The 21,831-nt window shown below is 54.4% G+C and carries 21 protein-coding genes; 12 read left to right on the plus strand and 9 right to left on the minus strand.

The genetic code is table 11. The annotated features are described in order from the left end of the window. Positions 1 to 251 precede the first annotated feature (251 nt). Genes BUB06_RS06400 through BUB06_RS06420 form a run of 5 tightly spaced genes read left to right on the plus strand, consistent with a single transcriptional unit; the run spans position 252 to position 5,284 of the window. The gene (locus BUB06_RS06400; RefSeq protein ID WP_039470781.1) at positions 252 to 1,124 is read left to right on the plus strand and encodes a carbohydrate ABC transporter permease; all 873 of its coding nucleotides are present in this window, start codon (positions 252 to 254) and stop codon (positions 1,122 to 1,124) included. Further along, positions 1,114 to 2,034: a carbohydrate ABC transporter permease gene (locus tag BUB06_RS06405; protein WP_039470783.1), complete on the plus strand. Its 921-nt coding sequence runs from the start codon at positions 1,114 to 1,116 to the stop codon at positions 2,032 to 2,034. The genes BUB06_RS06400 and BUB06_RS06405 overlap by 11 nt, the downstream gene beginning before the upstream one ends. 37 nt (positions 2,035 to 2,071) lie before the next feature. Continuing rightward, complete coding sequence (locus BUB06_RS06410) at positions 2,072 to 2,896, plus strand: phosphodiesterase (protein ID WP_039470785.1); 825 nt, start codon at positions 2,072 to 2,074, stop codon at positions 2,894 to 2,896. Further along, positions 2,896 to 3,984: an ABC transporter ATP-binding protein gene (locus BUB06_RS06415; RefSeq protein WP_039470787.1), complete on the plus strand. Its 1,089-nt coding sequence runs from the start codon at positions 2,896 to 2,898 to the stop codon at positions 3,982 to 3,984. The genes BUB06_RS06410 and BUB06_RS06415 overlap by 1 nt, the downstream gene beginning before the upstream one ends. Then, a complete protein-coding gene (locus BUB06_RS06420; RefSeq protein WP_039470789.1) occupies positions 3,977 to 5,284 on the plus strand; it encodes an ABC transporter substrate-binding protein in 1,308 nt (435 codons plus the stop codon). The genes BUB06_RS06415 and BUB06_RS06420 overlap by 8 nt, the downstream gene beginning before the upstream one ends. Before the next feature lie 45 nt (positions 5,285 to 5,329). Here BUB06_RS06420 and BUB06_RS06425 read toward each other — a convergent pair whose 3' ends face one another. From BUB06_RS06425 to BUB06_RS06440, 4 genes are all read right to left on the minus strand, one after another. Further along, entirely contained in the window at positions 5,330 to 6,592 is a 1,263-nt protein-coding gene (locus BUB06_RS06425) for an MFS transporter (RefSeq protein ID WP_010307714.1), read from the minus strand. A gap of 271 nt (positions 6,593 to 6,863) precedes the next feature. Beyond that, positions 6,864 to 9,008 carry an alpha-galactosidase gene (locus BUB06_RS06430; protein ID WP_039470791.1) on the minus strand — a complete coding sequence of 715 codons (2,145 nt, stop codon included), beginning with the start codon at positions 9,006 to 9,008 and terminating at the stop codon, positions 6,864 to 6,866. 223 nt (positions 9,009 to 9,231) lie between these two features. Further along, a complete protein-coding gene (locus tag BUB06_RS06435; RefSeq protein WP_039470792.1) occupies positions 9,232 to 10,236 on the minus strand; it encodes a LacI family DNA-binding transcriptional regulator in 1,005 nt (334 codons plus the stop codon). Positions 10,237 to 10,290: 54 nt separating this feature from the next. After that, positions 10,291 to 10,899, minus strand: coding sequence for an HD domain-containing protein (locus tag BUB06_RS06440; protein ID WP_014914174.1), 609 nt, complete (start codon positions 10,897 to 10,899; stop codon positions 10,291 to 10,293). Between the two features lie 278 nt (positions 10,900 to 11,177). On the opposite strand from BUB06_RS06440, the gene trhA reads away from it, so the two are divergent. Next, positions 11,178 to 11,825, plus strand: a complete 648-nt coding sequence (gene trhA / locus BUB06_RS06445; protein WP_039470794.1) for a PAQR family membrane homeostasis protein TrhA — start codon at positions 11,178 to 11,180, stop codon at positions 11,823 to 11,825. 54 nt (positions 11,826 to 11,879) lie between these two features. Here trhA and ygfZ read toward each other — a convergent pair whose 3' ends face one another. Beyond that, positions 11,880 to 12,881, minus strand: coding sequence for a tRNA-modifying protein YgfZ (gene ygfZ, locus BUB06_RS06450; RefSeq protein ID WP_039470796.1), 1,002 nt, complete (start codon positions 12,879 to 12,881; stop codon positions 11,880 to 11,882). Between the two features lie 235 nt (positions 12,882 to 13,116). Here ygfZ and sdhE point away from each other — a divergent pair, with 235 nt between their 5' ends. The 3 genes from sdhE to rlmF all read left to right on the plus strand — a co-directional run bounded on the left by sdhE (position 13,117) and on the right by rlmF (position 14,781). After that, positions 13,117 to 13,383 (plus strand): FAD assembly factor SdhE, encoded by a 267-nt coding sequence (sdhE, locus tag BUB06_RS06455; RefSeq protein ID WP_039355397.1) that lies wholly within the window; start codon positions 13,117 to 13,119, stop codon positions 13,381 to 13,383. 19 nt (positions 13,384 to 13,402) lie between these two features. After that, entirely contained in the window at positions 13,403 to 13,777 is a 375-nt protein-coding gene (locus tag BUB06_RS06460) for a protein YgfX (protein ID WP_048329139.1), read from the plus strand. 68 nt (positions 13,778 to 13,845) lie between these two features. Beyond that, complete coding sequence (gene rlmF / locus BUB06_RS06465; protein ID WP_039470800.1) at positions 13,846 to 14,781, plus strand: 23S rRNA (adenine(1618)-N(6))-methyltransferase RlmF; 936 nt, start codon at positions 13,846 to 13,848, stop codon at positions 14,779 to 14,781. Between the two features lie 65 nt (positions 14,782 to 14,846). Here rlmF and BUB06_RS06470 read toward each other — a convergent pair whose 3' ends face one another. The 4 genes from BUB06_RS06470 to BUB06_RS06485 all read right to left on the minus strand — a co-directional run bounded on the left by BUB06_RS06470 (position 14,847) and on the right by BUB06_RS06485 (position 17,979). After that, complete coding sequence (locus BUB06_RS06470; RefSeq protein WP_010301820.1) at positions 14,847 to 15,170, minus strand: hypothetical protein; 324 nt, start codon at positions 15,168 to 15,170, stop codon at positions 14,847 to 14,849. A 28-nt stretch (positions 15,171 to 15,198) separates the two neighbouring features. Further along, complete coding sequence (fldB, locus tag BUB06_RS06475) at positions 15,199 to 15,717, minus strand: flavodoxin FldB (protein WP_039470802.1); 519 nt, start codon at positions 15,715 to 15,717, stop codon at positions 15,199 to 15,201. Between the two features lie 339 nt (positions 15,718 to 16,056). After that, positions 16,057 to 16,443 carry an acyl-CoA thioesterase gene (locus BUB06_RS06480; protein WP_010301824.1) on the minus strand — a complete coding sequence of 129 codons (387 nt, stop codon included), beginning with the start codon at positions 16,441 to 16,443 and terminating at the stop codon, positions 16,057 to 16,059. Between the two features lie 207 nt (positions 16,444 to 16,650). Then, complete coding sequence (locus BUB06_RS06485) at positions 16,651 to 17,979, minus strand: MFS transporter (protein ID WP_010301826.1); 1,329 nt, start codon at positions 17,977 to 17,979, stop codon at positions 16,651 to 16,653. Positions 17,980 to 18,290: 311 nt separating this feature from the next. Here BUB06_RS06485 and xerD point away from each other — a divergent pair, with 311 nt between their 5' ends. The 3 genes from xerD (at position 18,291) to recJ (ending at position 21,815) form a co-directional block, all read left to right on the plus strand. After that, on the plus strand, positions 18,291 to 19,190 hold the full coding sequence (gene xerD, locus BUB06_RS06490; protein WP_039470808.1) for a site-specific tyrosine recombinase XerD: 900 nt from the start codon (positions 18,291 to 18,293) through the stop codon (positions 19,188 to 19,190). Positions 19,191 to 19,328: 138 nt separating this feature from the next. Beyond that, positions 19,329 to 20,045: a bifunctional protein-disulfide isomerase/oxidoreductase DsbC gene (gene dsbC / locus BUB06_RS06495; RefSeq protein ID WP_039470810.1), complete on the plus strand. Its 717-nt coding sequence runs from the start codon at positions 19,329 to 19,331 to the stop codon at positions 20,043 to 20,045. 6 nt (positions 20,046 to 20,051) lie between these two features. Next, the gene (gene recJ / locus BUB06_RS06500) at positions 20,052 to 21,815 is read left to right on the plus strand and encodes a single-stranded-DNA-specific exonuclease RecJ (RefSeq protein ID WP_175552153.1); all 1,764 of its coding nucleotides are present in this window, start codon (positions 20,052 to 20,054) and stop codon (positions 21,813 to 21,815) included. Positions 21,816 to 21,831: the final 16 nt, after the last annotated feature.

Below are 21,831 nucleotides of genomic sequence, written 5' to 3' on the forward strand. Positions count from 1 at the left end.
TATTAGCTATTTCGTTTGATATCAATTATCTGGGGGTACACCAAACGGGTTTTCAGCTTTCGTTCATTGATTGATTTGAAAAATGATATAGAGAATCAAGGGTAATTCAATTTTCCTAACTGGCCGTTTCTCCAGCTTAGCCCGCGAATTATTTACTTCCGAAAACAAACTGTCATTAAACTGACGCCCCACTGACACGCTAGCGTTCTAGGGTAAGGCCTCTGTGTTTCACACTGAGCGGCCTTTGAGTTATGCGTGCAAAATGCTTTCCCTATCTTGTGCTGTTGCCAACGCTGGTTTTTTTGCTTGCCTTCACTTATTTCCCCCTGTTGCGTTCGGTCATCGATAGCCTGTATGACACTCGGTTGAATGCTGATACGCCGCTGTTCGTCGGGATGGATAATTTTGTGCGTCTGGTGCAGGACGCGGTGTTCTGGCAGGCGTTGCTGAACAACGTGCTGTATATCCTGATGACGGTGGTGCCCGGCGTCCTGTTGGCGCTGCTGCTGGCGGTGCTGCTGTGGGAAAACACGCGCGTTAACCGCTGGCTGCGTACTGCTTTCTTCTTTCCGATGATTATTCCGCTGGTGAGCGCCGCGACGCTGTGGTTGTTCATCTTTATGCCGGGGCTGGGGCTGCTGGATTACTATCTGGCGAAAGTGTTTGGCCCGATGAACAACAACTATCTCGGTATGAGTGACAGCGCGCTGGTGGCGGTGAGCGTCATTGGTATCTGGAAATTTGCTGGCTACTACATGCTGTTTTTTCTCGCCGGTCTGCAAGCCGTTTCTGCCTCCGCACGCGAGGCGGCGCTGATGGAAGGGGCTTCACGGCGTCAGGTGTTTTTCTACGTCACGTTGCCGCTGCTGCGGCCAACCATCGCCTTTGTGGTCACCATCGCTTTTATCTACGCCATTACCCAGATCGACCACGTTGCCGTGATGACGCGCGGCGGGCCGAATAACGCGACAACCGTGCTGCTCTATTACATCCAGGATCTGGCGAATGACACGCACGATCTGGGTAAAGCCTCTGCGGCGACCTTCCTGACGCTGGCGATGCTGTTCGCCTTTTCCATTATGAATCTGAAAGTGCTGGAGAAAGGGGCGCACTATGAACGTTGAAAATCCGAGCGTTGATCACCCGAATGTTGAGAACTTAAACGTTAACGTTCGGCATGTTGCAAACCGCCGCGTTGCCAATCGCCATCCGCTGCGCGTCACGACGCGGTTCACACTGCCGCTGCTGCTGATTTGCGCCGCGCTACTGTGGGTCAGCCCGTTTATCTGGATGCTGTCTGCTTCCGTCAGCACCAGCAGCTTTGGCGTAGACATGGCCTCGTTGTTGCCGCGTCTCCCGCTGACATTCGATAACTTCCGCGATGCGTGGGACAGCGCCGACTGGTTACGGCTTTACACCAATACGCTGATCTTTGCGGTCGGCACGTTTCTGGTTCAACTGGTGACGATCACCACGGCGGGCTACATCTTTGCCTATCACGAATTTCGCGGCAAAACGCTGCTGTTCTACCTGCTGCTGATTCAGATGATGATCATGCCCGTCGTCATGATGGTGCCGAACATGATGACGCTCAAACAGCTTGGCCTGCTCAATACGCTGACCGGCGTGATGATGCCGTATTTCGCCTCGGCGTTTGGCGTGTTTTTGATGCGTCAGGCGTTTCTCAATATCGCCAAAGAGATTGAAGAAGCCGCGTTGATGGAAGGCTGTCGCTGGTGGCAAGTGGTGTTTCACGTCCTGATTCCGATGACCTGGCCGTCGATTCTGGCCTTCGCCACGGTCAGCATTACCTACCACTGGAACGAATATCTTTGGCCGCTGATGGTGCTCAACGACCCGGACAAACAGGTGCTGACCATCGGGCTGGTGTCGTTTGCTATGGGCGCAGAGTCCGGCGGGCAGTGGGGATTAATCTGCGCAGGCACGTTGCTGGTGTGCCTGCCGCTGATGGTGGCCTTTGTGGTGTTCCAGAAGCAGTTCCTGAGCAGCTTCGGTTTCTCGGGCATTAAGTGAATCGCCAACGGGCGAAATAACGATAGAGGTGGTTATTATGTTGCTGGCACAGATTTCCGATCTGCATTTTCGCAGTGAGGGTCGCAAGCTCTATGAATTTATTGATATTAACGGAGAAAACGCCAAGGTCATTAACCAGCTAAACGCGCTGAGCGAACGGCCGGACGCGGTGGTGATTAGTGGCGACATCGTCAACTGCGGAAGCCCGCAGGAGTATCAGGTGGCACAGCGCGTGTTGCAGATGCTGGATTACCCGATGTACGTGATTCCGGGCAATCATGATGACAAGCAGCATTTCCTCAACGCGATGCGCCCGCTTTGCCCGCAATTGGGCGATGATCCAGAAAACATCCGCTATGCGGTGGATGACTTCCCGATGCGTCTGCTGTTTATCGACACCAGTCTGGCTGGACAGGCGAAAGGTTGGCTGACGCCGTCCACGCTGGGTTGGCTGGAACAGCAATTGCAGGATCACTCAACGCGCGAAACGGCGGTCTTCATGCACCATCCACCGCTCCCGCTGGGATCGGCGCACATGGATCGGATCGCCTGTGAAAACGGACACGAACTGCTGACGCTGATCGAACGTTTCCCGCAGCTTACGCGGATCTTCTGCGGCCATACGCACCGCCTGATTATGACGCAACATCGGCAGGCGATTATTGCCACGGTGCCGGGTACCGTCCATCAGGTGCCGTATTTCTACTATGACGACACCTCGTACTACAACCTGGAACCCGCCAGCGTAGTCATGCACCGCTATGTGCCAGTCACCGGGCTGGTGAGCTACAGCCAGTCGATTGCGTCGTATCCTGGGCCTTACCTTTACGATCCGCGTATCAGCTGTCCGGTGGATGCGTAATGGCCGTGATTCAGTTACGCAATATCAGTAAACGCTTCGAGCACATGCAGGCGCTGGCATCGCTGTCGCTGGATATCGCTGACGGTGAGTTTCTGGTGCTGGTTGGGCCGTCTGGCTGCGGCAAAAGTACGCTGCTGCGTATGCTGGCCGGTCTGGAAGACGTGAGCGATGGGCAGATCCTGCTGGGCGACGATGACATTACGACGTGGAGCCCGAAGCAGCGCAATTTCTCGATGATCTTCCAGAACTACGCACTGTTTCCGCACCTGACGGTCGAGCAGAACATCACTTTCGGGATGCGGATGCGCGGCGAGCCGAAGGCGGACTATCCACAGCGCGTGCAGCGCGTTGCCAGCCTGCTCCAGCTTGAGCCATTACTCAAACGTAAACCGGGAAAACTGTCCGGTGGTCAGCGTCAACGCGTGGCGATGGCGCGGGCGATCGTGCGCGATCCACGCTTGTTTTTGATGGATGAACCGCTGTCGAATCTGGATGCACGCCTGCGTAGCGATGTGCGGGACGGCATTATGGATCTGCATCGGCAGTTGAAAACCACCACCGTTTACGTCACGCACGATCAGATTGAGGCGATGACGATGGCGGACAGAATCGCTGTGCTGGATCGCGGCGTACTGCAACAGGTCGGCACGCCGGAGCAGTTGTATTCGCACCCAGCTAACGTCTTTGTCGCCGGATTTATCGGCACGCCCGCGATGAATCTCGTGACGTTGTCCTGCACCGATGGTCACGCGTTGTTACAGGCATTGCCTGTGGCGCTGCCCGTCAGTGAAGAAACGCGTTCATTAACGAGTGTGCTGCTCGGGATCCGCCCTGAGCACATTACCGAACACGCCGCGTCAGACGGCGAGTTGTCATTGTCGGGAATAGTGAAACAACGGGAGCTGTTTGGCGCGGAGTATCTGATTCATGTGGATACGCCGTTGGGAAATATTCGCTACCGTCGGCCAAATCGCGATGGCGTGCCGGATGTCGGCGCATCCATTGTGCTTCATTTTTCACCGCTGGATTGTCATTGGTTTTCCGGGCAAACCGCCCGTAATTTATCCCAGGAGAAAAGAAATGCGTAAGCCCCGTATGATGGCGTTGGCGATAGCCTTGCTGATGTCCGGCCCCGCGTTGGCGAAAGAGAGTATCGATTTCATGTTTCCCGCGCCAGTTGATGGCAAGCTGACGATGGAAATGACACGCATCATCAAAGAGTACAACCAATCGCAGGATCAGGTTGAAGTGCGTGGGATCTTCACCGGCAATTACGATACGACCAAAGTAAAAGCAGAAGCGGCAGCCAAAGCGGGCGATCCTCCGGCGCTGGTAATTATGTCGGCAAACTTCACCGCCGATCTGGTCATCAAAGATGAAATTCTGCCGATGGGCGAGCTGTTCAAATACGGTAATGAAAAAGCCACGCCTTTCCTGACTAAAAACTTCTGGCCTGCGCTGCATCAGAACGCGCAGGTGATGGGCGTGACTTACGCGATCCCGTTCCACAACTCGACGCCGATCCTCTATTACAACGAAGACATGCTGAAGAAGGCGGGCTTTAACGAACCGCCGAAAAACTGGGATGAAGTGATTGCGGTCGCGAAGAAACTGACTGACCCGGCGAAAGGACAGTGGGGCATCATGATTCCGTCCACGAATGACGACTACGGCGGCTGGATGCTGTCTGCGCTGACGCGGGCCAACGGTGGGGCGTATTACAATGCCGACTATCCGGGCGAAGTGTATTACAACACCGCATCGACCAAAGGCGCGCTCCAGTTCTGGCGCGATTTAGTGTACCGCGACAAAGTGATGCCCGCTGGCGTGCTGAATTCTAAGCAGATCAGCGCCGCGTTTTTCTCCGGCAAGCTGGGCATGACGATGCTGAGCACCGGCGCGCTGGGCTTTATGCGTGAAAACACCAAAGATTTCCAGCTTGGCGTGGCGATGATGCCGGAAAAAGAGCGCCGTGGCGTGACCATCGGCGGGGCGAGTCTGGTGAGCTTCAAAGGGATTTCTGAAGATCAGAAGAAAGCAGCTTGGCAGTTTATGAACTATCTGGTTAGCCCGGAAGTCAGCGGCAACTGGAGCCGTTTTACCGGCTATTTCGCACCGCGCATGGCGGCCTACGACCTGCCGGAAATGAAGGACTATCTGGCGAAAGATCCGCGTGCGGCCATCGCGCTTTCACAGCTGCAATATGCCCATCCGTGGTACGCCACCTATGAAACGGTTGCGGTACGCAAAGCGATGGAAAATCAGCTGGCGGCGCTGCTAAACGATCCGGCGAAAAAGGTTGATGATGCTGCCGCTGCCGCACAAAAAGAAGCAGATGGCATCATGAAGCCTTACGTGGATAAAACGGCATTGCGAGACGTGAAATAAGGAAGTCCCGCCCCGTTGATATTGACTCAGCGGGGCGGGATCACGTTAATGCGCAGCCTGGGAACGCATCCCCGCCGAGCTACGTGATGATGACAGCGTAAAGGCAGAAATCGCAGTGAAGGTAAGCGCGATGCCGCCCAGAATAAGGTAAGTCTGGTTGAAGCCGATACGGTCATACAGATTGCCCGCAGCGGAGGAGAGGAATATCGCCATAAACTGCTTGGCGAACTGGAAGCCCACCAGATAAATCGTGGCCGACAGGCGCGAATCAAACGTATTGGCGATGTATTTGAAAATCCCAATAAGCAGCAGCGGTACTTCGAAGGCGTGCAGCATTTTCAGTATGATCACCTCCGTGACGGACGTGGCACAGGCCGATCCCAAGATCCGGATCGACATAATCGTGCCTGCTACTAAAAGCGCATTTTTAGCGCCGATCCGGTTAATGATCCACGGCGTGCAGAACATCACCAGCGCATTCGCCGCTTCCCCGGCGGTGGTGACAAAGCCAAAGATCTGGTTGCCTTGTTCCTGCGAGCTAAAGAACGATTTAAAGAAATTAGCGAATTGCTGATCGTAGACGTCATAAATGCAGGCGACGCCGACCACGTACAGCACCAGCAGCCAGAACTGACGGTTGGCCAGCAGGCCTAATGCCAGCTTCACACTAAAAGGTGAGGCGTTAGCCCCGAGCGAGTCCATGACAGCGGCGGTCGGGTTGCTTTCCGTCTTCGCCAGACACAGCAACACGATCAAGATAATCGCCGAACCGGATCCCATCCAGAACACGATATCGGGGTTGATGTTAAACAGCATGCCCGCCGTTGAGGCGCAGATTCCCCAGCCAAAACAGCCAAACATACGCGCCTTGCCGTACTCAAAATGGTGCTGTCGGCTGATGCGTTCGATGTAGGCTTCAATGGCTCCGGCTCCCGCGCTGAAAGAGAATCCGATATACAGGCCACCGACTAAAGCCCCCAGTATCACGTTGATTTTTAATAGCGGAGCGAAGACATACAGAAAGAAAGGGGCAAAAAAGAGCAAGAGAATCGAGATCACCCATAGCAGGTGCTTCTTCATGCCCAGCTTATCGGACAGGATGCCGAGGAAAGGCTGAAACAGGATCGCGAACAACGACAGGAAGGAAAAGACGATGCCGGTATCGGTCTTGTTGAGCCCGATAACGTCCGCTAGCCAAATCGGCAAAAACGGGAAGCACGTTGCCATGATAAAGAAATAAAGAAAGAAGAACGCGCCGAAAATCCAGAAGTTACGGTTATTTTTGTAGTAGCACGAGGTTGTAGGCATCTTACTTTCCCTCTAGAGGGTATACCCGTCATACTTCAAGTTGCAGGTGTGTTGGCTGCGCTCGTTACTCGGCTCATCCATGAGCCTCGCCCCGTCGGGGCCGCTGCGAGCAGCGTTCAAATCTGCTCCCGGCAGATTTGTCACCCGAATCACTTACTTGAGTAAGCTCATCGGGATGCCTTCTCTTGCCGCCTGCCTGCAACTCGAATTATTTAGGGTATAGGTGTGTGGTTATGTGTTGGTGTTCCATGATTGCTATACAGCAAAAAAGCTAGCTGCTGGCGGTATCCGGTACCGCGGAAAGTGCGACCAGAATGGCGGTTTCCGGCGTCAGGACGGGCAGGGCAAGGCCGGCCTGCATCAGCCAATCACCGGAAACCACGATCGGCTGACGTAACCAAGGCGGGAGCTCACGCATGGTGCCGCCGCCTTCTCGCACCGTTTTGATTTCTGGGCCGTCTAGCAGTGTGACTTCGTAGCGTGCGTCGGGCTGAAGGCCAGGAATGCGGAGCGTCCCCGCCAGCGAATAATCTGGCATACGTAGCTGAGCTACCTGGAAAACGGCGTGTTGCTGATTGTGGCTCACTACGCCGGTGACTTGAACCGTATCGTCCGGCATCTCGACCCGCCAGGTGGTGCCGCTGTGCAGCAGCGGGCGCAGCGTTTTGTGCAGTTGGATGTAATGGCGATAGCCTTCCAGCTCGTCGTCGTCAGCCTTCACGGGATCCAGCTCGATGCCCATGTGGCCGAACAGGGCGGTCAGCCCGCGAAAGGCGATGGTGTGACGCCGATAGGTGGCGTGGCAGCGAGCGTGCCCGATGTGTTGCCCCATTACCTCCGGCGGGAAGAAGTAGCTCATGCCGCGCTGGATAGTCTGGCGTTCCAATGCGTCGTTGTTATCCGACACCCAGAAACGCTGGGTACGCTCCAGCACGCCGTAGTCGATGCGGCCGCCGCCGGAGGCACAGGATTCAAATTCAACATGGGGAAAACGCTGGCGCAGGGTATCGAGCAGACGATAGAACTGTCGGGTTTGCGCATCGGCGGCCAGACGCCCCTCATGGCCGGGCTGCACTAGCTCGCGGTTCATATCCCACTTCACATAATCGATAGGGTGCTCACCCAACAGCCAGCTCAGCCGCTCCAGCAGATAAGCGAAGGCCTCGGGCTGGTTTAAATTCAGTACGTACTGGTAGCGGCCCGTTGGCTGCGCGTAGCCGGTTAATTGCAGCACCCAGTCTGGATGGGCGCGGAACAGGTCGGAATCGGGATTGATCATCTCTGGTTCGACCCAAATGCCGAACTCCATCCCCAAGGCTTTGACATGCTCAATCACGGGCATCAGCCCGTTAGGGTACTTTTCCTCGTCCAGATACCAGTCGCCGAGCGCGGCTTGGTCGTGGTGACGCCCACGGAACCAGCCGTCGTCGATAATAAAGCGTTCTACGCCGACGTCGGCGGCTTTGCTCGCCATCTGCATGATGTACTCGGGGTCATGATCGAAATAGATCCCTTCCCACGTATTGAGGTGTACCGGGCGCGGCTTATCGCCGCTGAATTGGATCAGGGACTGGCGCAAGAAGGTGTGATAGCGCTGGCTCATGCCGTTTAAACCGGCATCGGAGAAGGCGGCGTAGACCCACGGCGTGGTGAGGGATTCCGACTGTGCCAGCGTGATTTCACCTGGCAGGTACAGGGCTTCCGCCTGTACGACGCGACGGCCATCCGTTTTGATATCGGCACGTAGGCGGTGGTTGCCGCTCCAGCCTAAATGCACGCCCCAGACAGCGCCACGCTGTTCGCTGAATGCGGACTCGCCGAGGATAAAGGCGGGGAAATACTCGTGGGAACTTCTTCCCCGACGGCTTTCCTGAATAAAACCGCCGTGCTGCAACGTGAGGCGGTGAGTCTGAAACTCACGCAGCCAGCGGCCGTGAAACGCCATGACGTCGCTCGTCCGTTCTGGGACGGGCAGCGTGACGGCGAGGCGCTGCACTTGCCAGGCATCCGCACGCAGATTCTCTAGCGTGTGGCGCAGTTGCAGGACGTCGGTCTGCGGATCCAGATGCAGTTCGCTGATCAGTCGCAGTCCTGCCTGTGCATCTTCCGCCGTGATGGTGAGCATATTGTCCTGAACGTCAGTCTGCGTCGTCGTGAAGATCGGCGCGGCGTCATAGCCTGAACGGTGCCCCTCAATACCCGGAGAACCGAACTGACCACGCCCGTATTCCATCGCCAGCGTCAGAGGAAGATCCATATCCAGACGACCATTAGCGACGGGGCGTTGCAGAGAAACGATATCTTCTGGCGAAAAACCGCGCAGCCGTGGCCCCCAGTAGAGAATTTCTGCTGCCGGGGCGCAGCGTACGATGACATCGCACTGCGCGCTGGTTAATTGAACAATATCACGCTTCATGAGGAAGGCTCCAAATTACGACGACCAAATGATGAATAGTGGATATCAGTAAGAGCTTAAACGTTTAAGTTATCAACTTAAACGTTTAAGAATTGTGATATTGTTAAAATAATCGTTAGAAAATGGAAAAAGGTTGCGATGAGGATGTGAAGGGCATCTCGCTGACGACTGGCGTAACAAACCAACCGGTGGCTTTATAAAATGTGGCAGGGAGCGGAATAGATTAGGCGGGAAAGCTCGTGTTGCCGAGGCGTAATGTTGGTTGCCACAACACCTGCAAGTTTTCTACGGCTTCGCCCGCGATCAGCGCCTGCATCATGCTGGCAATCTGTTCGCCAACCTGCTCGCGAGTTGCTTGCTCGATGGCGGTCACGGTGATATCGGTCAGACTATCCTGCGGCAGGCCGTCATACATCACTAGAGCGATAGGGTGTGAACCTGAAAGCCGACCCGCCTGCTGCAATGCGGCAACGGCACCGTCGCCGTGGACATTGCCGTCCATCACCATCGCGGTGGGTGGTTCAGGCAGCGCCAGAAGGTCGAGCATGGCCTGATAGCCCGCGCGGCGCGTGGGGTTAACACAGCGCAGATAGGCGTCGTGAAACGGCAGGCCGTGGCGTTGCAGGGCATCGCGATAGCCCTGACGACGCTGCATAATAAACGCCTGCGGGTGGTCTTCACTTAAGATAGCGATACGGCGATGGCCGAGCGCGATCAGGTGTTCGGTTGCCAGCATCATGCCAGCGCGGTTGTCAAAATCGAACCAGGCGTAAGGGTGAGGGAGTTGGCTGCGGCCCAGCGCCAGAAAAGGCACATTGTGGCGTTGCAGTAACGTCAGCCGTGCATCCTGTTCACACGTATGCGCGACGATCAGCGCGTCGATACGGCGGCTGGCGATCAACCGGGCGGCACCCTGACAGGCGTCTTGCTCGTCTGCCAGCAGGAGAAAATCGACCTCATGCTGCGCCAGTTTGCGGCTGATCGCGCCAATCATCTCGAAAAAAATATCGTTACTCAGTGAAGAGGCGTAGGGATAGACCAGTCCGACGGCGTTGCTTTTGCCCGTTTTCAGGCGGCGTGCGTGCGTATTGGGACGATAGCCAATACGTTCCGCTTCTTCCTGAATACGCTGGCGCGTGGCGTCGGAGATATCCCGATGGCCGTTCAGCGCACGACTCACTGCCGCCACGGACAAACCCAGGTTATTCGCGATTGTTTTTAAAGACATCACCCTCTCCTGACGTGAATGCCCGGCGACGGGGCGTCTAGCGGGAAAACCGAATTATAGCAACCAGCCCTTGGCTTTGGCGTCTTCCAGATGTTGCTGGAGGTATTGCCACAGTTCCGGGTTGATCGTGGCGATGAACTCGGCGCGGTCAAGAACCTGTTCCAGACGGATGCCGTTTTCTACCCAGCTTTGGCCACCGTTAGACAAATTCATCAGCATTGGCATGACGCGGTCAAGCACCAGAGCGAACTGGGCGCTGGGGGTTTCATTCGCTTCGTATTCTTCCCACAGATCGTGGAATTGCTGGCGCTGTGGCTCGGGCAGCAGGCCGAAAATACGGGCGGCGGCAGCGACTTCCTGATCGTGAATCGCCAGACGAGCGGAAAGATCGTAAACGAGCACATCGCCCGCATCGATTTCAACGATGTCGTGAATCAGCGCCATTTGGATCACGCGCTGGATATCGACGCCTTCACCGGCATAAGGCGCCAGCGCCATCGCCGCGACGGCAAAATGCCAGCTGTGTTCGGCAGAATCTTCGTGACGTTCGCTGCCGATAATTTTGTTACGGCGCTGCACGCTTTTTAGTTTATCGATTTCTATCAGAAAGCCGAAGACATCGGTCATGGAACCGAAATTCAGAGTTGATGGGGCAGATGACATGAAAAACTTACCTCTAAACAGGGAGATATCGACGTCGATCATTGTAGGGGATGTCGCCCGAGATTGACATGCATGATTACAGGCTAAGCGAGAGAGCAAGCCGGAAGCAAGGCAAGAGTAAATATTTTAGCTTACACGTGTACACTGAAACTATTCTCAGTTAATCTGCTCAAAGGTTAAACACCTACGCCTGTTTCATCCTGTACTAAAGCAGGAAAGGCGGGCGAATAACGTCAGCACACGACGTGTTCTGTTGCCGAATACTGTGGAATCGATTGATGTCAAAAAATGAACAAATGTCGGATTACTCTCTGGCAGAGGAAATTGCGAACAGCATAAGCCACGGAATCGGTGTGATTTTAGGAATTGTAGGTCTGATTTTATTGCTGGTGCAGGCAGTCAACAATGACGCCGGCAGCGTGGCGATTACCAGCTACAGCCTCTATGGCGGCAGCATTATCCTGTTGTTTCTGGCGTCGACGTTGTATCACGCGATTCCGTCTCAGCGTATTAAGCCGTGGCTGAAGAAATTCGATCACTGCGCCATCTATCTATTGATTGCCGGAACCTATACGCCATTTTTGCTGGTGGGGCTGGATTCGCCGCTGGCGCATGGCCTGATGGTCGTGATCTGGGGCATGGCGCTGCTGGGCGTGATTTTCAAACTGGCGTTTGCTCACCGTTTTGAAGTGCTGTCGTTGATTACCTATTTGGTGATGGGCTGGCTGTCGCTGGTGGTGATTTATCAGATGGTGATGAAGCTGGCGGCGGGAAGTGTAACGCTGCTGGCGGTGGGCGGCGTGGTGTACACGCTAGGGGTGATTTTCTACGCCTGCAAGCGGATTCCCTATAATCACGCGATTTGGCACGGCTTTGTGTTGGGCGGCAGCGTCTGCCACTTTCTGGCGATTTATCTTTATATCTAATCCTGCATAAAACGCATGAGCCAAGGTGGCTCATGCGCGGTATCACTCGTCGAATTAATCCGTGATTTCATATGGCAGAGGCTGAACCGTGAGATGGCTTTCTGCATCTTCACGTACACGCAAAACGTTCTCTGCGGTAAGATCGTTATTCAGCACTGCCTGTACCCATACGTCACCGTTCTGCAATTGGCTGGCGGCCAACACGGTACCGGTACGACGCCAGTTCTCACCGAGCTGTAATTCGAGATCGTCCCCCGCCTGCGGTACCTTATTTGCCTTACCCGCCAGCCAGTAAAGCGCGCGCTTGTTCGCACCGCGATATTTTGCCCGAGCGACCATTTCCTGACCGGTATAGCACCCTTTGCTGAAGCTAATCCCATTTAATGCCTGTAAATTAGTCGCTTGCGGGATGAACTGCGCACTGTTTGCGCTGTCAATGATGGGCTGACCTGCTTCAATATCCAGCGTCAGCCATTGACGGCTGTCATTCAGGCTGACTTTATCGCCGAGCTGTTCAAGCAGCGACGCACTGTGCTCAGGAGACAGTACCAGCAAGAAACGTTCTGCAGGATGGGCGAAATGCAGTAAGGTAGCCCCTTCGTGCTGCACAACAGGGTGTTCAGCTTCAGGAAGCTGGCTAAATACAGAGGCCAGCAGCTCGCGGATGCCCGCACCCGCCGCGCCCAGCAGGATGGCGTTGTCGTCTGGTGCGATGGTCGTTTTCGAGAAAACGGCGTATTTTTTCAGTTCGTTAAGCTGGGCGTCGCGTAGATTACGACGCTCAATAAAAGCAAAGCCTTCGCCGTGATGGAACAGACGCAGGTTGCTCCACATTTTTCCTTTCGCGTCGCAGTGGGCGCAAAGGGTGTGCCCATCGTCAGGCAGCGCTCCGACATCCGCGGTGACCTGCCCCTGAAGATATTTGACGGTATCCGGCCCGACCATCGTGACCAGCGCCCAGTCATCCAGAGAGATGAGCGTAGCGGCCAGTTGAGCGGAAGCAAATGGGGGTTGTGATGCAAAAGGGCGTTGATGAGCCGTATGTTGATTAACCATATAGTACAATCCTGCGCTAAGGGCGATACCCGAATGACCTAATGGTAAAAGAGCGCTCAGGGTTTGCAAGTGGTTATTCACGCTGCGTTATTGCAGAGCACATCCTGATGCTGATGAGCGCACTCGGCGCGGCGCACGTCGGTAAACTATGTCAAAATGTTACTATTAGTTGATACCCGCTACCGGAATCGGAGTACACTAGCGGCAAGCAGCGATAACAAGGTGGACATGAAATATGGAAATCGATAATAAATCACGCATTCATTGGGCATGCCGCCGTGGTATGCGCGAATTGGATATCGCGATCATGCCGTTTTTTGAGCATGACTATGACACACTTAATGACACTGATAAGCGCACGTTTGTACGCTTGTTACAAAGCGACGATCCCGATTTATTCAACTGGCTGATGAACCACGGTGAACCGAAGGACGGAGAGCTGAAACGCATGATTTCCCTTATTCAGACGCGAAATAAAGACCGTGGCCCAGTGGCGATGTGACCTTCGTGTTTCCTGGCGCATGCAACTGCTGTCATTGGTTGTGCATGGCCTATTAGTATTGCTCATTCTGCTGGCACCGTGGCCGGACGGCTACGCGTGGCTATGGCTATGCCTGGTCACGATGGTGATGTTCGGTTTTATCCGTAGCCAACGGAATATTAAATCCCGACAGGGGGAAATCGTTCTGCTCAGCGAAACGACCCTGAACTGGCGGCAGCAGGAATGGCAGATCGTTAAACGACCGTGGCTGCTGAAGAATGGCGTATTACTGTCATTACAATCGGTTAACGGTAAAGACAAGCAACAGCTGTGGCTGGCATCGGACAGCATGGGCGATGATGAATGGCGTCACTTGCGTCAAATTCTTTTGCAGCAGAAACACTGGGCAAGATAGCAGCGCGTTGGACATGTTTTTATTCGGTCATCGTTTGGCCGTGCTTTGAAATTGATTGGATATAACTGATGACTAAGCCCGCAGTGCAAAAAAATGGTCTGCACCCTCGTAATCGCCATCGCGACCGTTATGATTTTCCCGCGCTCAAACAGAGCTATCCTGCGCTTATCCCGTTTGTAAAGGTGAATGCCTACGGTGATGAGTCCGTGGACTTTGCCAATCCCGAGGCGGTGAAAACGCTGAATCAGGCGCTGTTGCAGCATTTTTATCAGATTGAGCACTGGACGATTCCTGAGGGCTTTCTGTGCCCGCCGATTCCTGGTCGCGCCGACTATATCCACCATCTGGCTGACTTGCTGGCGGAAGATAACCGTTCGGTGGTACCGCGCGATGCATCCGTGCTGGATGTCGGCTGCGGTGCCAACTGCATTTACCCGCTGATTGGGCATCGCGAGTACGGCTGGCGTTTTACCGGCAGCGAGATCAATCCGCAAGCGATGAAAGCGGCCAATGAGACCATTGAAGCCAATCCCGGTTTGAATCGGTCGATTCGCCTGCGACGTCAGAAGAACAGTAAAGCAATACTGGCGGGCATCATTCACAAGAACGACACGTTTGATGCCGTCATGTGCAATCCTCCGTTCCATGCTTCCGCTGAGGATGCTCGTCAGGGATCGCAGCGCAAACTGCATAATCTGGGGCTGGATAAGCGCTCACCGCTGAATTTTGGCGGCCAGCAGGATGAGCTGTGGTGTGAAGGTGGCGAGTCCGCTTTTATTGGTCAGATGATCAAAGAGAGCGCCGGTTTTGCCCGTCAGTGCCTGTGGTTTACGTCGCTGGTGTCACGTAAAGAGAACCTGCCGGAGATTTATCGCGCGCTGGAAGCGGTTGACGTGGAGAAGGTCAGAACGATAGATATGGCGCAAGGCCAGAAGCAAAGCCGCTTTGTGGCGTGGAGCTTCCTTGATACCGCTGCGCGTACCCGCTGGTTACAAAAGCGCTAAGCGACTTCAACCTCTGCGGATATCAATATTCGCGGATGCCGGTCACAACGGTATCCGCGAACGTTTTACTCAACGGTAACCGTATCCGGTTCCTGTTTGACCACCTTCAACGACGTACCCTGAATCGCCATAAACACCGCTTCCCGTCTGGTTAAATAACCTTTAACGGGATGCGGTTTAATCGCGCCCGTCAGCGTGGTATCGGTGATGATACCGCAACCCGTCGCGTGCGCGATTTGCTGCGCGGTCTCATCAAACCTTGAGAAATCGATAGCGTAATATTGCGGTACATCGCATTTCCCGCCCAGATTTCTGGCGTATTCCTGCGTGCCTGTTTGAGCGCACCCGGCAAGCAACAATCCTGTGACTGCTATGAGTAACATTTTCATCGTGCTTACTCCTGTCGGTTCATACTATTTACAGTAGTGATGACATCTCTTGCAGGATTTGTTCGCACCACTGTTCCAGCCGTTCATCGCTGAGATCGTATTGATTCACTTCGTCCAGCGCCAGCCCGACAAAGTGTTTGCCGTCGGCGGTCAGCGGTTTCGGACTGGTGAAGTCGTAGCCCTCTATTGACCAATATCCAATAAATGTGACACCCAGTGGCAGCAGTTGGTCATGCAGCATGCCCAGCGCATCAAGGAACCATTCGCTATAGCCAAGCTGGTCGCCCATACCGTAGAGCGCGACGACTTTACCTTTGAGGTTTAGCGTCGCTAATTGACCCCAGATGTTCTCCCAGTCTTCCTGAATCTCACCGAAATCCCAGGTGGGGATGCCGAGAATCAGCGTACTGTAATCTTCCATACGTTGAGGGTCGACATCCTTAACGTTGTGCAGATCTACCAGTTCTTCGCCCAGAATGTCGCGAATTTTTTCCGCCGCCATTTCGGTGTAGCAGGTGCTTGAGCCGTAAAACAGACCGATTTTCATACTGTCTATAAGTCCATGATTTAATTATTTTTTACAATCAATGCGTTGATTCAGTCTCTGCGCAGCGATGTCACTGCCTAAAGGCGACAAGTCCATCGTTCATTTGCAGCAGAAAACAGGCAATGGGTGCCATATTCGATGATATTGAGGTCTTTTACAATCGCTGGTGAAACACGCGGTGCGGAACTATTGGCTTAAATGGAGGGGGAAATAATCGTATTGGGGGGATGATTTCAGAGGGAAGAACATCTCTCATTACAAGATTCAGGATCTCTGCATTAGCACACCCGCGTAGATGTCGAGTGTGCTAACGAGGAGAACTCATGGCAACACGAACGCTTAAAGTGCTAACGCATTCGTTACCGCTTCCGGCATTGATGGTCGACCATTGGTCAGGCACGTGGCGACAAACGTGGCTTCTGCGTAAGTGACGCCGCCAACCTTGATGTGCTGAACGAAATTGACACGGTTACGTTTTTCGTTCTTTTCCAACTGGCAGGTCACTTCTAATCGATCGCCTTTTTGCAGGCTTTTACGGAAGCGCAGCGTGTACTCCAGTACCATGTAAATCTTTCCCTGCTTGAACTCTTCTTCAATATCAATGCCCAGCGCCTCTTTCATAAAGGCATGGCGCGTCCACTCCATGTAAAACGGGTAGTAGAGGCCGTCGACGACGCCCTGAAAGTCGATATGACTGTCCTCAACGTCATAATGTTTTGAAAACATTTTTGCATCCTAATTTGATTGTTGTACCGAACGGATTTGTTACACCGATAGGCCTGTTGGTATACCTCACTTAATTGGCCTGGTAAATGCGAAAATGTATCAAAGTGATAATAACTAGAGGTTATTATCTGAGTGGGGATGAACGGTTTGGTGATATCGTGAAAAAGGGAAGGAGTAGTGAGGGCCGTAGCCCACACTGAAGGGACATTATCCCAGGGACTGGTGACGCGTTTCCTTGGTTGCCAGCAGCGCGATCAGCGTCAGCGATGCCATAGCAGCCAGATAAACGCCGACATAGAACAGGCCGTAATTGGCCGTCAGCCACGCGGCGATATACGGTGCGACTGATGCGCCCAGAATCGACGAGACGTTATAGGAGAATGATGCGCCTGTGTAGCGCACTTCCGTCGGGAACAGTTCCGGCAGCAGAGCGCCCATCGGGCCGAACGTTAGCCCCATGATGCTCAGACCCAGCACCAGGAAGCCCATCACCAGCGCCTGATTACCTGAACCGAGCATATAAGGGAACAGCATAGCGAAGACGATCATGAGGCAGGTGATGGTAATCATGGTCTTACGGCGGCCAAAAGCATCCGCCAGATAGCCCGCTACCGGCACCATCAGACCAAAGCCGATCACCGCAATCATCAGCATCAACAGGAAACTGTTACGCGAGAAGCCAAGCCCCTTAGGTTCTGGCGTCGTACCGTACGTCATGGAGTAAACGGTCATGATGTAGAACAGCGTGTAGGTCGCCAGCATGATGAAGGTGCCGAGGATCGTGACTTTCATATGCTTGCTGAGCAGCGTGCCCAGCGGCATACGCACCTGCTTACCGGCTTTGACTGCTTTGGTAAAGACCGGGGCTTCATGCAGAGAGATACGGACATACAGGCCAACCAGCACCAGTGCGGCGGACGCGACGAACGGCACACGCCAGCCCCAGGTCATGAACTGCTCTTCCGTCAGCAGCCAGGACAACAGCAGGAAGGTGCCGTTAGCGAAGAAGAAGCCAATCGGTGCGCCAAGCTGGGGGAACGACCCATACAGCGCACGTTTATGGGACGGGGCATTTTCGGTCGCCAGCAGCGCCGCGCCGCCCCATTCACCGCCCAGACCCAGACCCTGGCCGAAGCGCGCCAGTGCCAGCAGAATCGGTGCAAAAATACCAATGGTTTCGTAGGTCGGTAACAGCCCAATCAGAACGGTTGAAATCCCCATGGTCAGCAGAGAAGCGACCAGCGTGACTTTACGTCCGACGCGGTCACCAAAGTGACCGAAGACTGCCGAGCCAATAGGGCGAGCCACAAAGGCAATCGCAAAGGTGGCGAGCGACTGTAGCGTCGCAGCAGTCGGATCGCCTTGTGGGAAGAAAATGTGCGGGAAAATCAGCACCGCAGCGGTAGCATAGATATAAAAATCGAAAAATTCGATAGCGGTGCCAATTAATGACGCAACAATCACTTTGTTGCGTGAGTTTACGGGTGGCGCTTCCGCTTCGGCATCGAGAGTGGGAGTGATGGTGGTGGCTTGCATAATGTTTCTTTATTTTAACAACACGAACAGCCATTCTACGCACAGAAAAATCGGCTTTTCAACGTTGATTCAGTAAGGTCAATGCCAGTAGACACGCGGCTTCAAGGAGCCTGTTCCAATATATTGTCGATACATAAAATATAATGTGCCGTAGCCTTATTTTTGCCGGAGAATGTTATGGTGATGTTGATGTTCGCGGAATATGTGAGATTACGCACAATTCTGTTTACGAGAGAAGGCGGACCTGATGAAGGTGTAAAGTCGCCGCTTCATCGGCATAATATTGCCAATCAGTGAAGAAGGACACGGCGATGCAAGAACACGATCAGGCGCTTATTGAACAGTTTCTCGATGCGCTGTGGCTGGAAAGAAATCTGGCAGAGAATACGCTGGCCTCTTATCGGCTGGATCTGCGAACGCTCGCGGAGTGGCTTGCACATCATGAGAACGGTTTGCTACAGGTGCAGTCGCTCGATCTTCAGGCGTTTCTCGCTGACAGAGTCGAGGGGGGCTACAAGGCGACCAGCTCGGCTCGCTTGCTGAGCGCGATGCGCCGCTTCTTTCAGTACCTTTATCGGGAAAAGCTTCGTAGCGACGATCCGAGTGCTGTGCTGTCATCGCCAAAACTGCCACAGCGTCTACCCAAAGATTTGAGCGAGGCGCAGGTTGATGCGTTGCTAAACGCCCCAAGCATTGAACAACCGTTGGAATTACGCGATAAGGCCATGCTTGAGGTATTGTATGCGACGGGGCTGCGTGTTTCCGAGCTGGTCAGTTTGACGATGAGTGATGTCAGCCTGCGGCAGGGCGTGGTGCGCGTGCTGGGGAAAGGCAATAAAGAACGGCTGGTGCCGCTCGGTGAAGAAGCGGTGTACTGGATCGAGTATTATCTGGAACATGGTCGCCCGTGGTTGCTAAATGGGCAGACGCTGGATGTGCTGTTTCCCAGCAGTCGCGCACGGCAAATGACGCGCCAGACGTTCTGGCATCGCATCAAGCATTATGCGGTGCTGGCGTCCATCGACAGCGAAAAGCTCTCGCCGCACGTCTTGCGCCACGCGTTTGCGACCCATTTATTGAACCACGGCGCGGATTTACGGGTCGTACAGATGCTCTTGGGGCACAGCGATCTTTCCACGACGCAGATTTACACCCATGTCGCGACGGAGCGGCTGAAGCAGCTGCATCAGCAGCACCATCCGCGCGCATAGGGATAACGTAACCACCAAGTCATTATACAGAGTAACAGGATGTTATCTGGCTGGCGGGATTTCCCGCTTACTATCACAGCGCATTGGTACAATGCTATTTTGCTACGAACCATGTTGCGAAAACACAGGATTGATGAAATGAAAAAAGGGTTATTACTGCTTTCTTTGCTGGTGGCCACGGCGACCAATTTTGCACACGCCGATGATGCTGCGATCAAGCAGACGTTGACGCGTCTGGATATGCAAGGGGCGGAAATCCTGCCTTCGCCGATGGTGGGTATGAAAACCGTCATTACCGATAGCGGTGTGCTGTACATCAGCGAAGACGGCAAGCATTTGCTGCAAGGCCCGCTTTACGACGTGAGCGGCACCATGCCGGTTAACACCACTAATAAAATCCTGATCGGCAAGCTGGATGCGCTACAGGAACAGATGATTGTTTATAAAGCCGCGCAGGAAAAACACGTTATCACCGTGTTCACCGACATCACCTGCGGCTATTGCCACAAACTGCATGAACAGATGAAAGACTACAACGCGCTAGGCATTACCGTGCGCTATCTGGCCTTCCCGCGTCAGGGCATGAAATCGCCAGCAGCGAAAGATATGCAGTCCATCTGGTGCGTGGCCGATCGCAATAAAGCGTTTGATAGCGCGATGAAGGGCGACGCGATCTCGGCAGCAACGTGCAAAACCGATATCGCCGCGCATTACCAACTGGGCATCCAGTTTGGCGTGCAGGGCACCCCTGCCATCGTGCTGCAAGACGGTATGGTCGTACCGGGATATCAAGGGCCGAAAGAGATGCTGGCGATGCTGGAAGCACACAAAGCCTCGAAAAAAACCGGCGGTTAATGCTACGTGGATATGATTACCCAACTCCGTCGGCGTCCGCTGGCGGAGGACATTGATTTACCTGACACCGTTCCGCCCTTGCTGCGTCGCCTTTATGCGCAGCGCGGCGTGAAAGGTGCGCAGGAGCTGGAACGTAGTCTGAGTGGTTTACTCGATTACCGTTTGCTCAGCGGCATTGATAAAGCGATTGATCTGCTGCAACACACGCTGGCCGAGAAGCGCCGCATCGTCATCGTTGGCGACTTTGATGCCGATGGTGCCACCAGCACCGCGCTCACCGTATTAGCGCTGCGCAGTATGGGTGGCGTGAACGTGAAATATCTGGTGCCGAACCGTTTTGAAAACGGCTACGGACTAAGCCCTGAAGTGGTGGCACAGGCTGCCGCGCTGGGTGCGGAAGTGATTGTGACCGTGGATAACGGAATCTCTTCTCACGCGGGGGTCGAAGATGCGCATCGGCGCGGTATCGCGGTGCTGGTGACCGATCACCATCTGCCGGGCGAAATTTTGCCTGCTGCCGACGCCATGATTAACCCCAATCTGCCTGACTGTCAGTTTCCTTCCAAGGCACTGGCGGGCGTGGGCGTCGCGTTTTACCTGATGATGGCGCTGTTCGTGCGCCTGCGCGATAGCGACTGGTTTACGCAGCCCTTTTTTACGCAACAGGGGCTGGCGAAGCCGAATCTCACCGAATTACTGGATCTGGTTGCGCTGGGTACGGTCGCTGACGTCGTGCCGCTGGATGCCAATAACCGAATTCTGGTTGCACAGGGGCTGAACCGCATTCGTGCGGGTGAGTGTCGTCCGGGCATTCGGGCGCTGCTGGAAGTGGCGAACCGCGATGCCAGCCAGCTGGTCTCCAGCGATTTAGGCTTTGCCATCGGGCCACGTCTCAATGCAGCTGGTCGGTTGGATGATATGACGGTCGGCGTTGAGCTGTTATTGAGTAACGATATTACTCAGGCGCGCATGCTGGCTAATGATTTAGATGCGTTGAATCAGGACAGGCGGGAGATCGAACAGGGAATGCAGGTCGAAGCGCTGCGCCTGTGTGAATCGCTGGAACGCACTCGTACTGAATTGCCTTACGGGCTGGCGATGTATCACCCAGAGTGGCATCAGGGCGTCGTTGGCATTCTGGCTTCGCGCATTAAAGAACGCTTTCATCGTCCGGTAATTGCCTTTGCGCCCGCGGGCGACGGCATGTTGAAAGGGTCGGGGCGTTCTATTTCTGGTCTGCATCTGCGTGATGCGCTGGAGCGGCTGGATACGCTGTACCCCGGTATGATGGATAAATTCGGCGGACACGCGATGGCGGCTGGGCTATCGCTGCATGAAGATCGGTTTGAGGATTTCCGCCAGCGCTTCGGCGAATTGGTTGGCGAATGGCTGGACCCATCTCAGCTTGAAGGCGTTGTCTGGTCTGATGGTGAACTGGCTCTGCCGGAGCTGGATTTGTTATCGACGGCAGAAATGCTGCGCTACGCCGGGCCGTGGGGGCAGGCATTCCCTGAACCGACGTTCGATGGTTGCTTCCGTATTCTGCAACCCCGTTTACTCAAAGAACGCCATTTGAAAGCGATGTTTGAACCGATAGGCGCAACTGGCGCTGTGCCGCTGTTAGATGGTATCGCTTTCAATGTCGATACCACCATCTGGCCGGATCCGAGCATTAAAGAAGTGGAAATGGTGTATCGGCTGGATATTAATGAGTTTCGTGGTAAACGCTCGGTGCAATTGATGATCCAACATCTGTGGCCGCGCGCGTGAACCACATACGGTGGGC

The organism is Pectobacterium carotovorum (assembly GCF_900129615.1).
Taxonomy (GTDB): domain Bacteria; phylum Pseudomonadota; class Gammaproteobacteria; order Enterobacterales; family Enterobacteriaceae; genus Pectobacterium; species Pectobacterium carotovorum.

Bases quoted from the DNA above. Each gene is read 5' to 3' on its own strand.
- BUB06_RS06460 (WP_048329139.1), top strand. From the start codon at position 13,403: ATGCAACTGCTGTCATTGGTTGTGCATGGCCTATTAGTATTGCTCATT.
- sdhE (WP_039355397.1), top strand. From the start codon at position 13,117: ATGGAAATCGATAATAAATCACGCATTCATTGGGCATGCCGCCGTGGT.
- BUB06_RS06425 (WP_010307714.1), bottom strand. From the start codon at position 6,592: ATGCCTACAACCTCGTGCTACTACAAAAATAACCGTAACTTCTGGATT.
- BUB06_RS06415 (WP_039470787.1), top strand. From the start codon at position 2,896: ATGGCCGTGATTCAGTTACGCAATATCAGTAAACGCTTCGAGCACATG.
- dsbC (WP_039470810.1), top strand. From the start codon at position 19,329: ATGAAAAAAGGGTTATTACTGCTTTCTTTGCTGGTGGCCACGGCGACC.
- BUB06_RS06480 (WP_010301824.1), bottom strand. From the start codon at position 16,443: ATGTTTTCAAAACATTATGACGTTGAGGACAGTCATATCGACTTTCAG.
- trhA (WP_039470794.1), top strand. From the start codon at position 11,178: ATGTCAAAAAATGAACAAATGTCGGATTACTCTCTGGCAGAGGAAATT.
- BUB06_RS06420 (WP_039470789.1), top strand. From the start codon at position 3,977: ATGCGTAAGCCCCGTATGATGGCGTTGGCGATAGCCTTGCTGATGTCC.
- BUB06_RS06485 (WP_010301826.1), bottom strand. From the start codon at position 17,979: ATGCAAGCCACCACCATCACTCCCACTCTCGATGCCGAAGCGGAAGCG.
- BUB06_RS06435 (WP_039470792.1), bottom strand. From the start codon at position 10,236: ATGTCTTTAAAAACAATCGCGAATAACCTGGGTTTGTCCGTGGCGGCA.
- xerD (WP_039470808.1), top strand. From the start codon at position 18,291: ATGCAAGAACACGATCAGGCGCTTATTGAACAGTTTCTCGATGCGCTG.
- rlmF (WP_039470800.1), top strand. From the start codon at position 13,846: ATGACTAAGCCCGCAGTGCAAAAAAATGGTCTGCACCCTCGTAATCGC.
- BUB06_RS06405 (WP_039470783.1), top strand. From the start codon at position 1,114: ATGAACGTTGAAAATCCGAGCGTTGATCACCCGAATGTTGAGAACTTA.
- BUB06_RS06400 (WP_039470781.1), top strand. From the start codon at position 252: ATGCGTGCAAAATGCTTTCCCTATCTTGTGCTGTTGCCAACGCTGGTT.
- BUB06_RS06440 (WP_014914174.1), bottom strand. From the start codon at position 10,899: ATGTCATCTGCCCCATCAACTCTGAATTTCGGTTCCATGACCGATGTC.
- ygfZ (WP_039470796.1), bottom strand. From the start codon at position 12,881: ATGGTTAATCAACATACGGCTCATCAACGCCCTTTTGCATCACAACCC.
- fldB (WP_039470802.1), bottom strand. From the start codon at position 15,717: ATGAAAATCGGTCTGTTTTACGGCTCAAGCACCTGCTACACCGAAATG.
- BUB06_RS06470 (WP_010301820.1), bottom strand. From the start codon at position 15,170: ATGAAAATGTTACTCATAGCAGTCACAGGATTGTTGCTTGCCGGGTGC.
- BUB06_RS06410 (WP_039470785.1), top strand. From the start codon at position 2,072: ATGTTGCTGGCACAGATTTCCGATCTGCATTTTCGCAGTGAGGGTCGC.
- BUB06_RS06430 (WP_039470791.1), bottom strand. From the start codon at position 9,008: ATGAAGCGTGATATTGTTCAATTAACCAGCGCGCAGTGCGATGTCATC.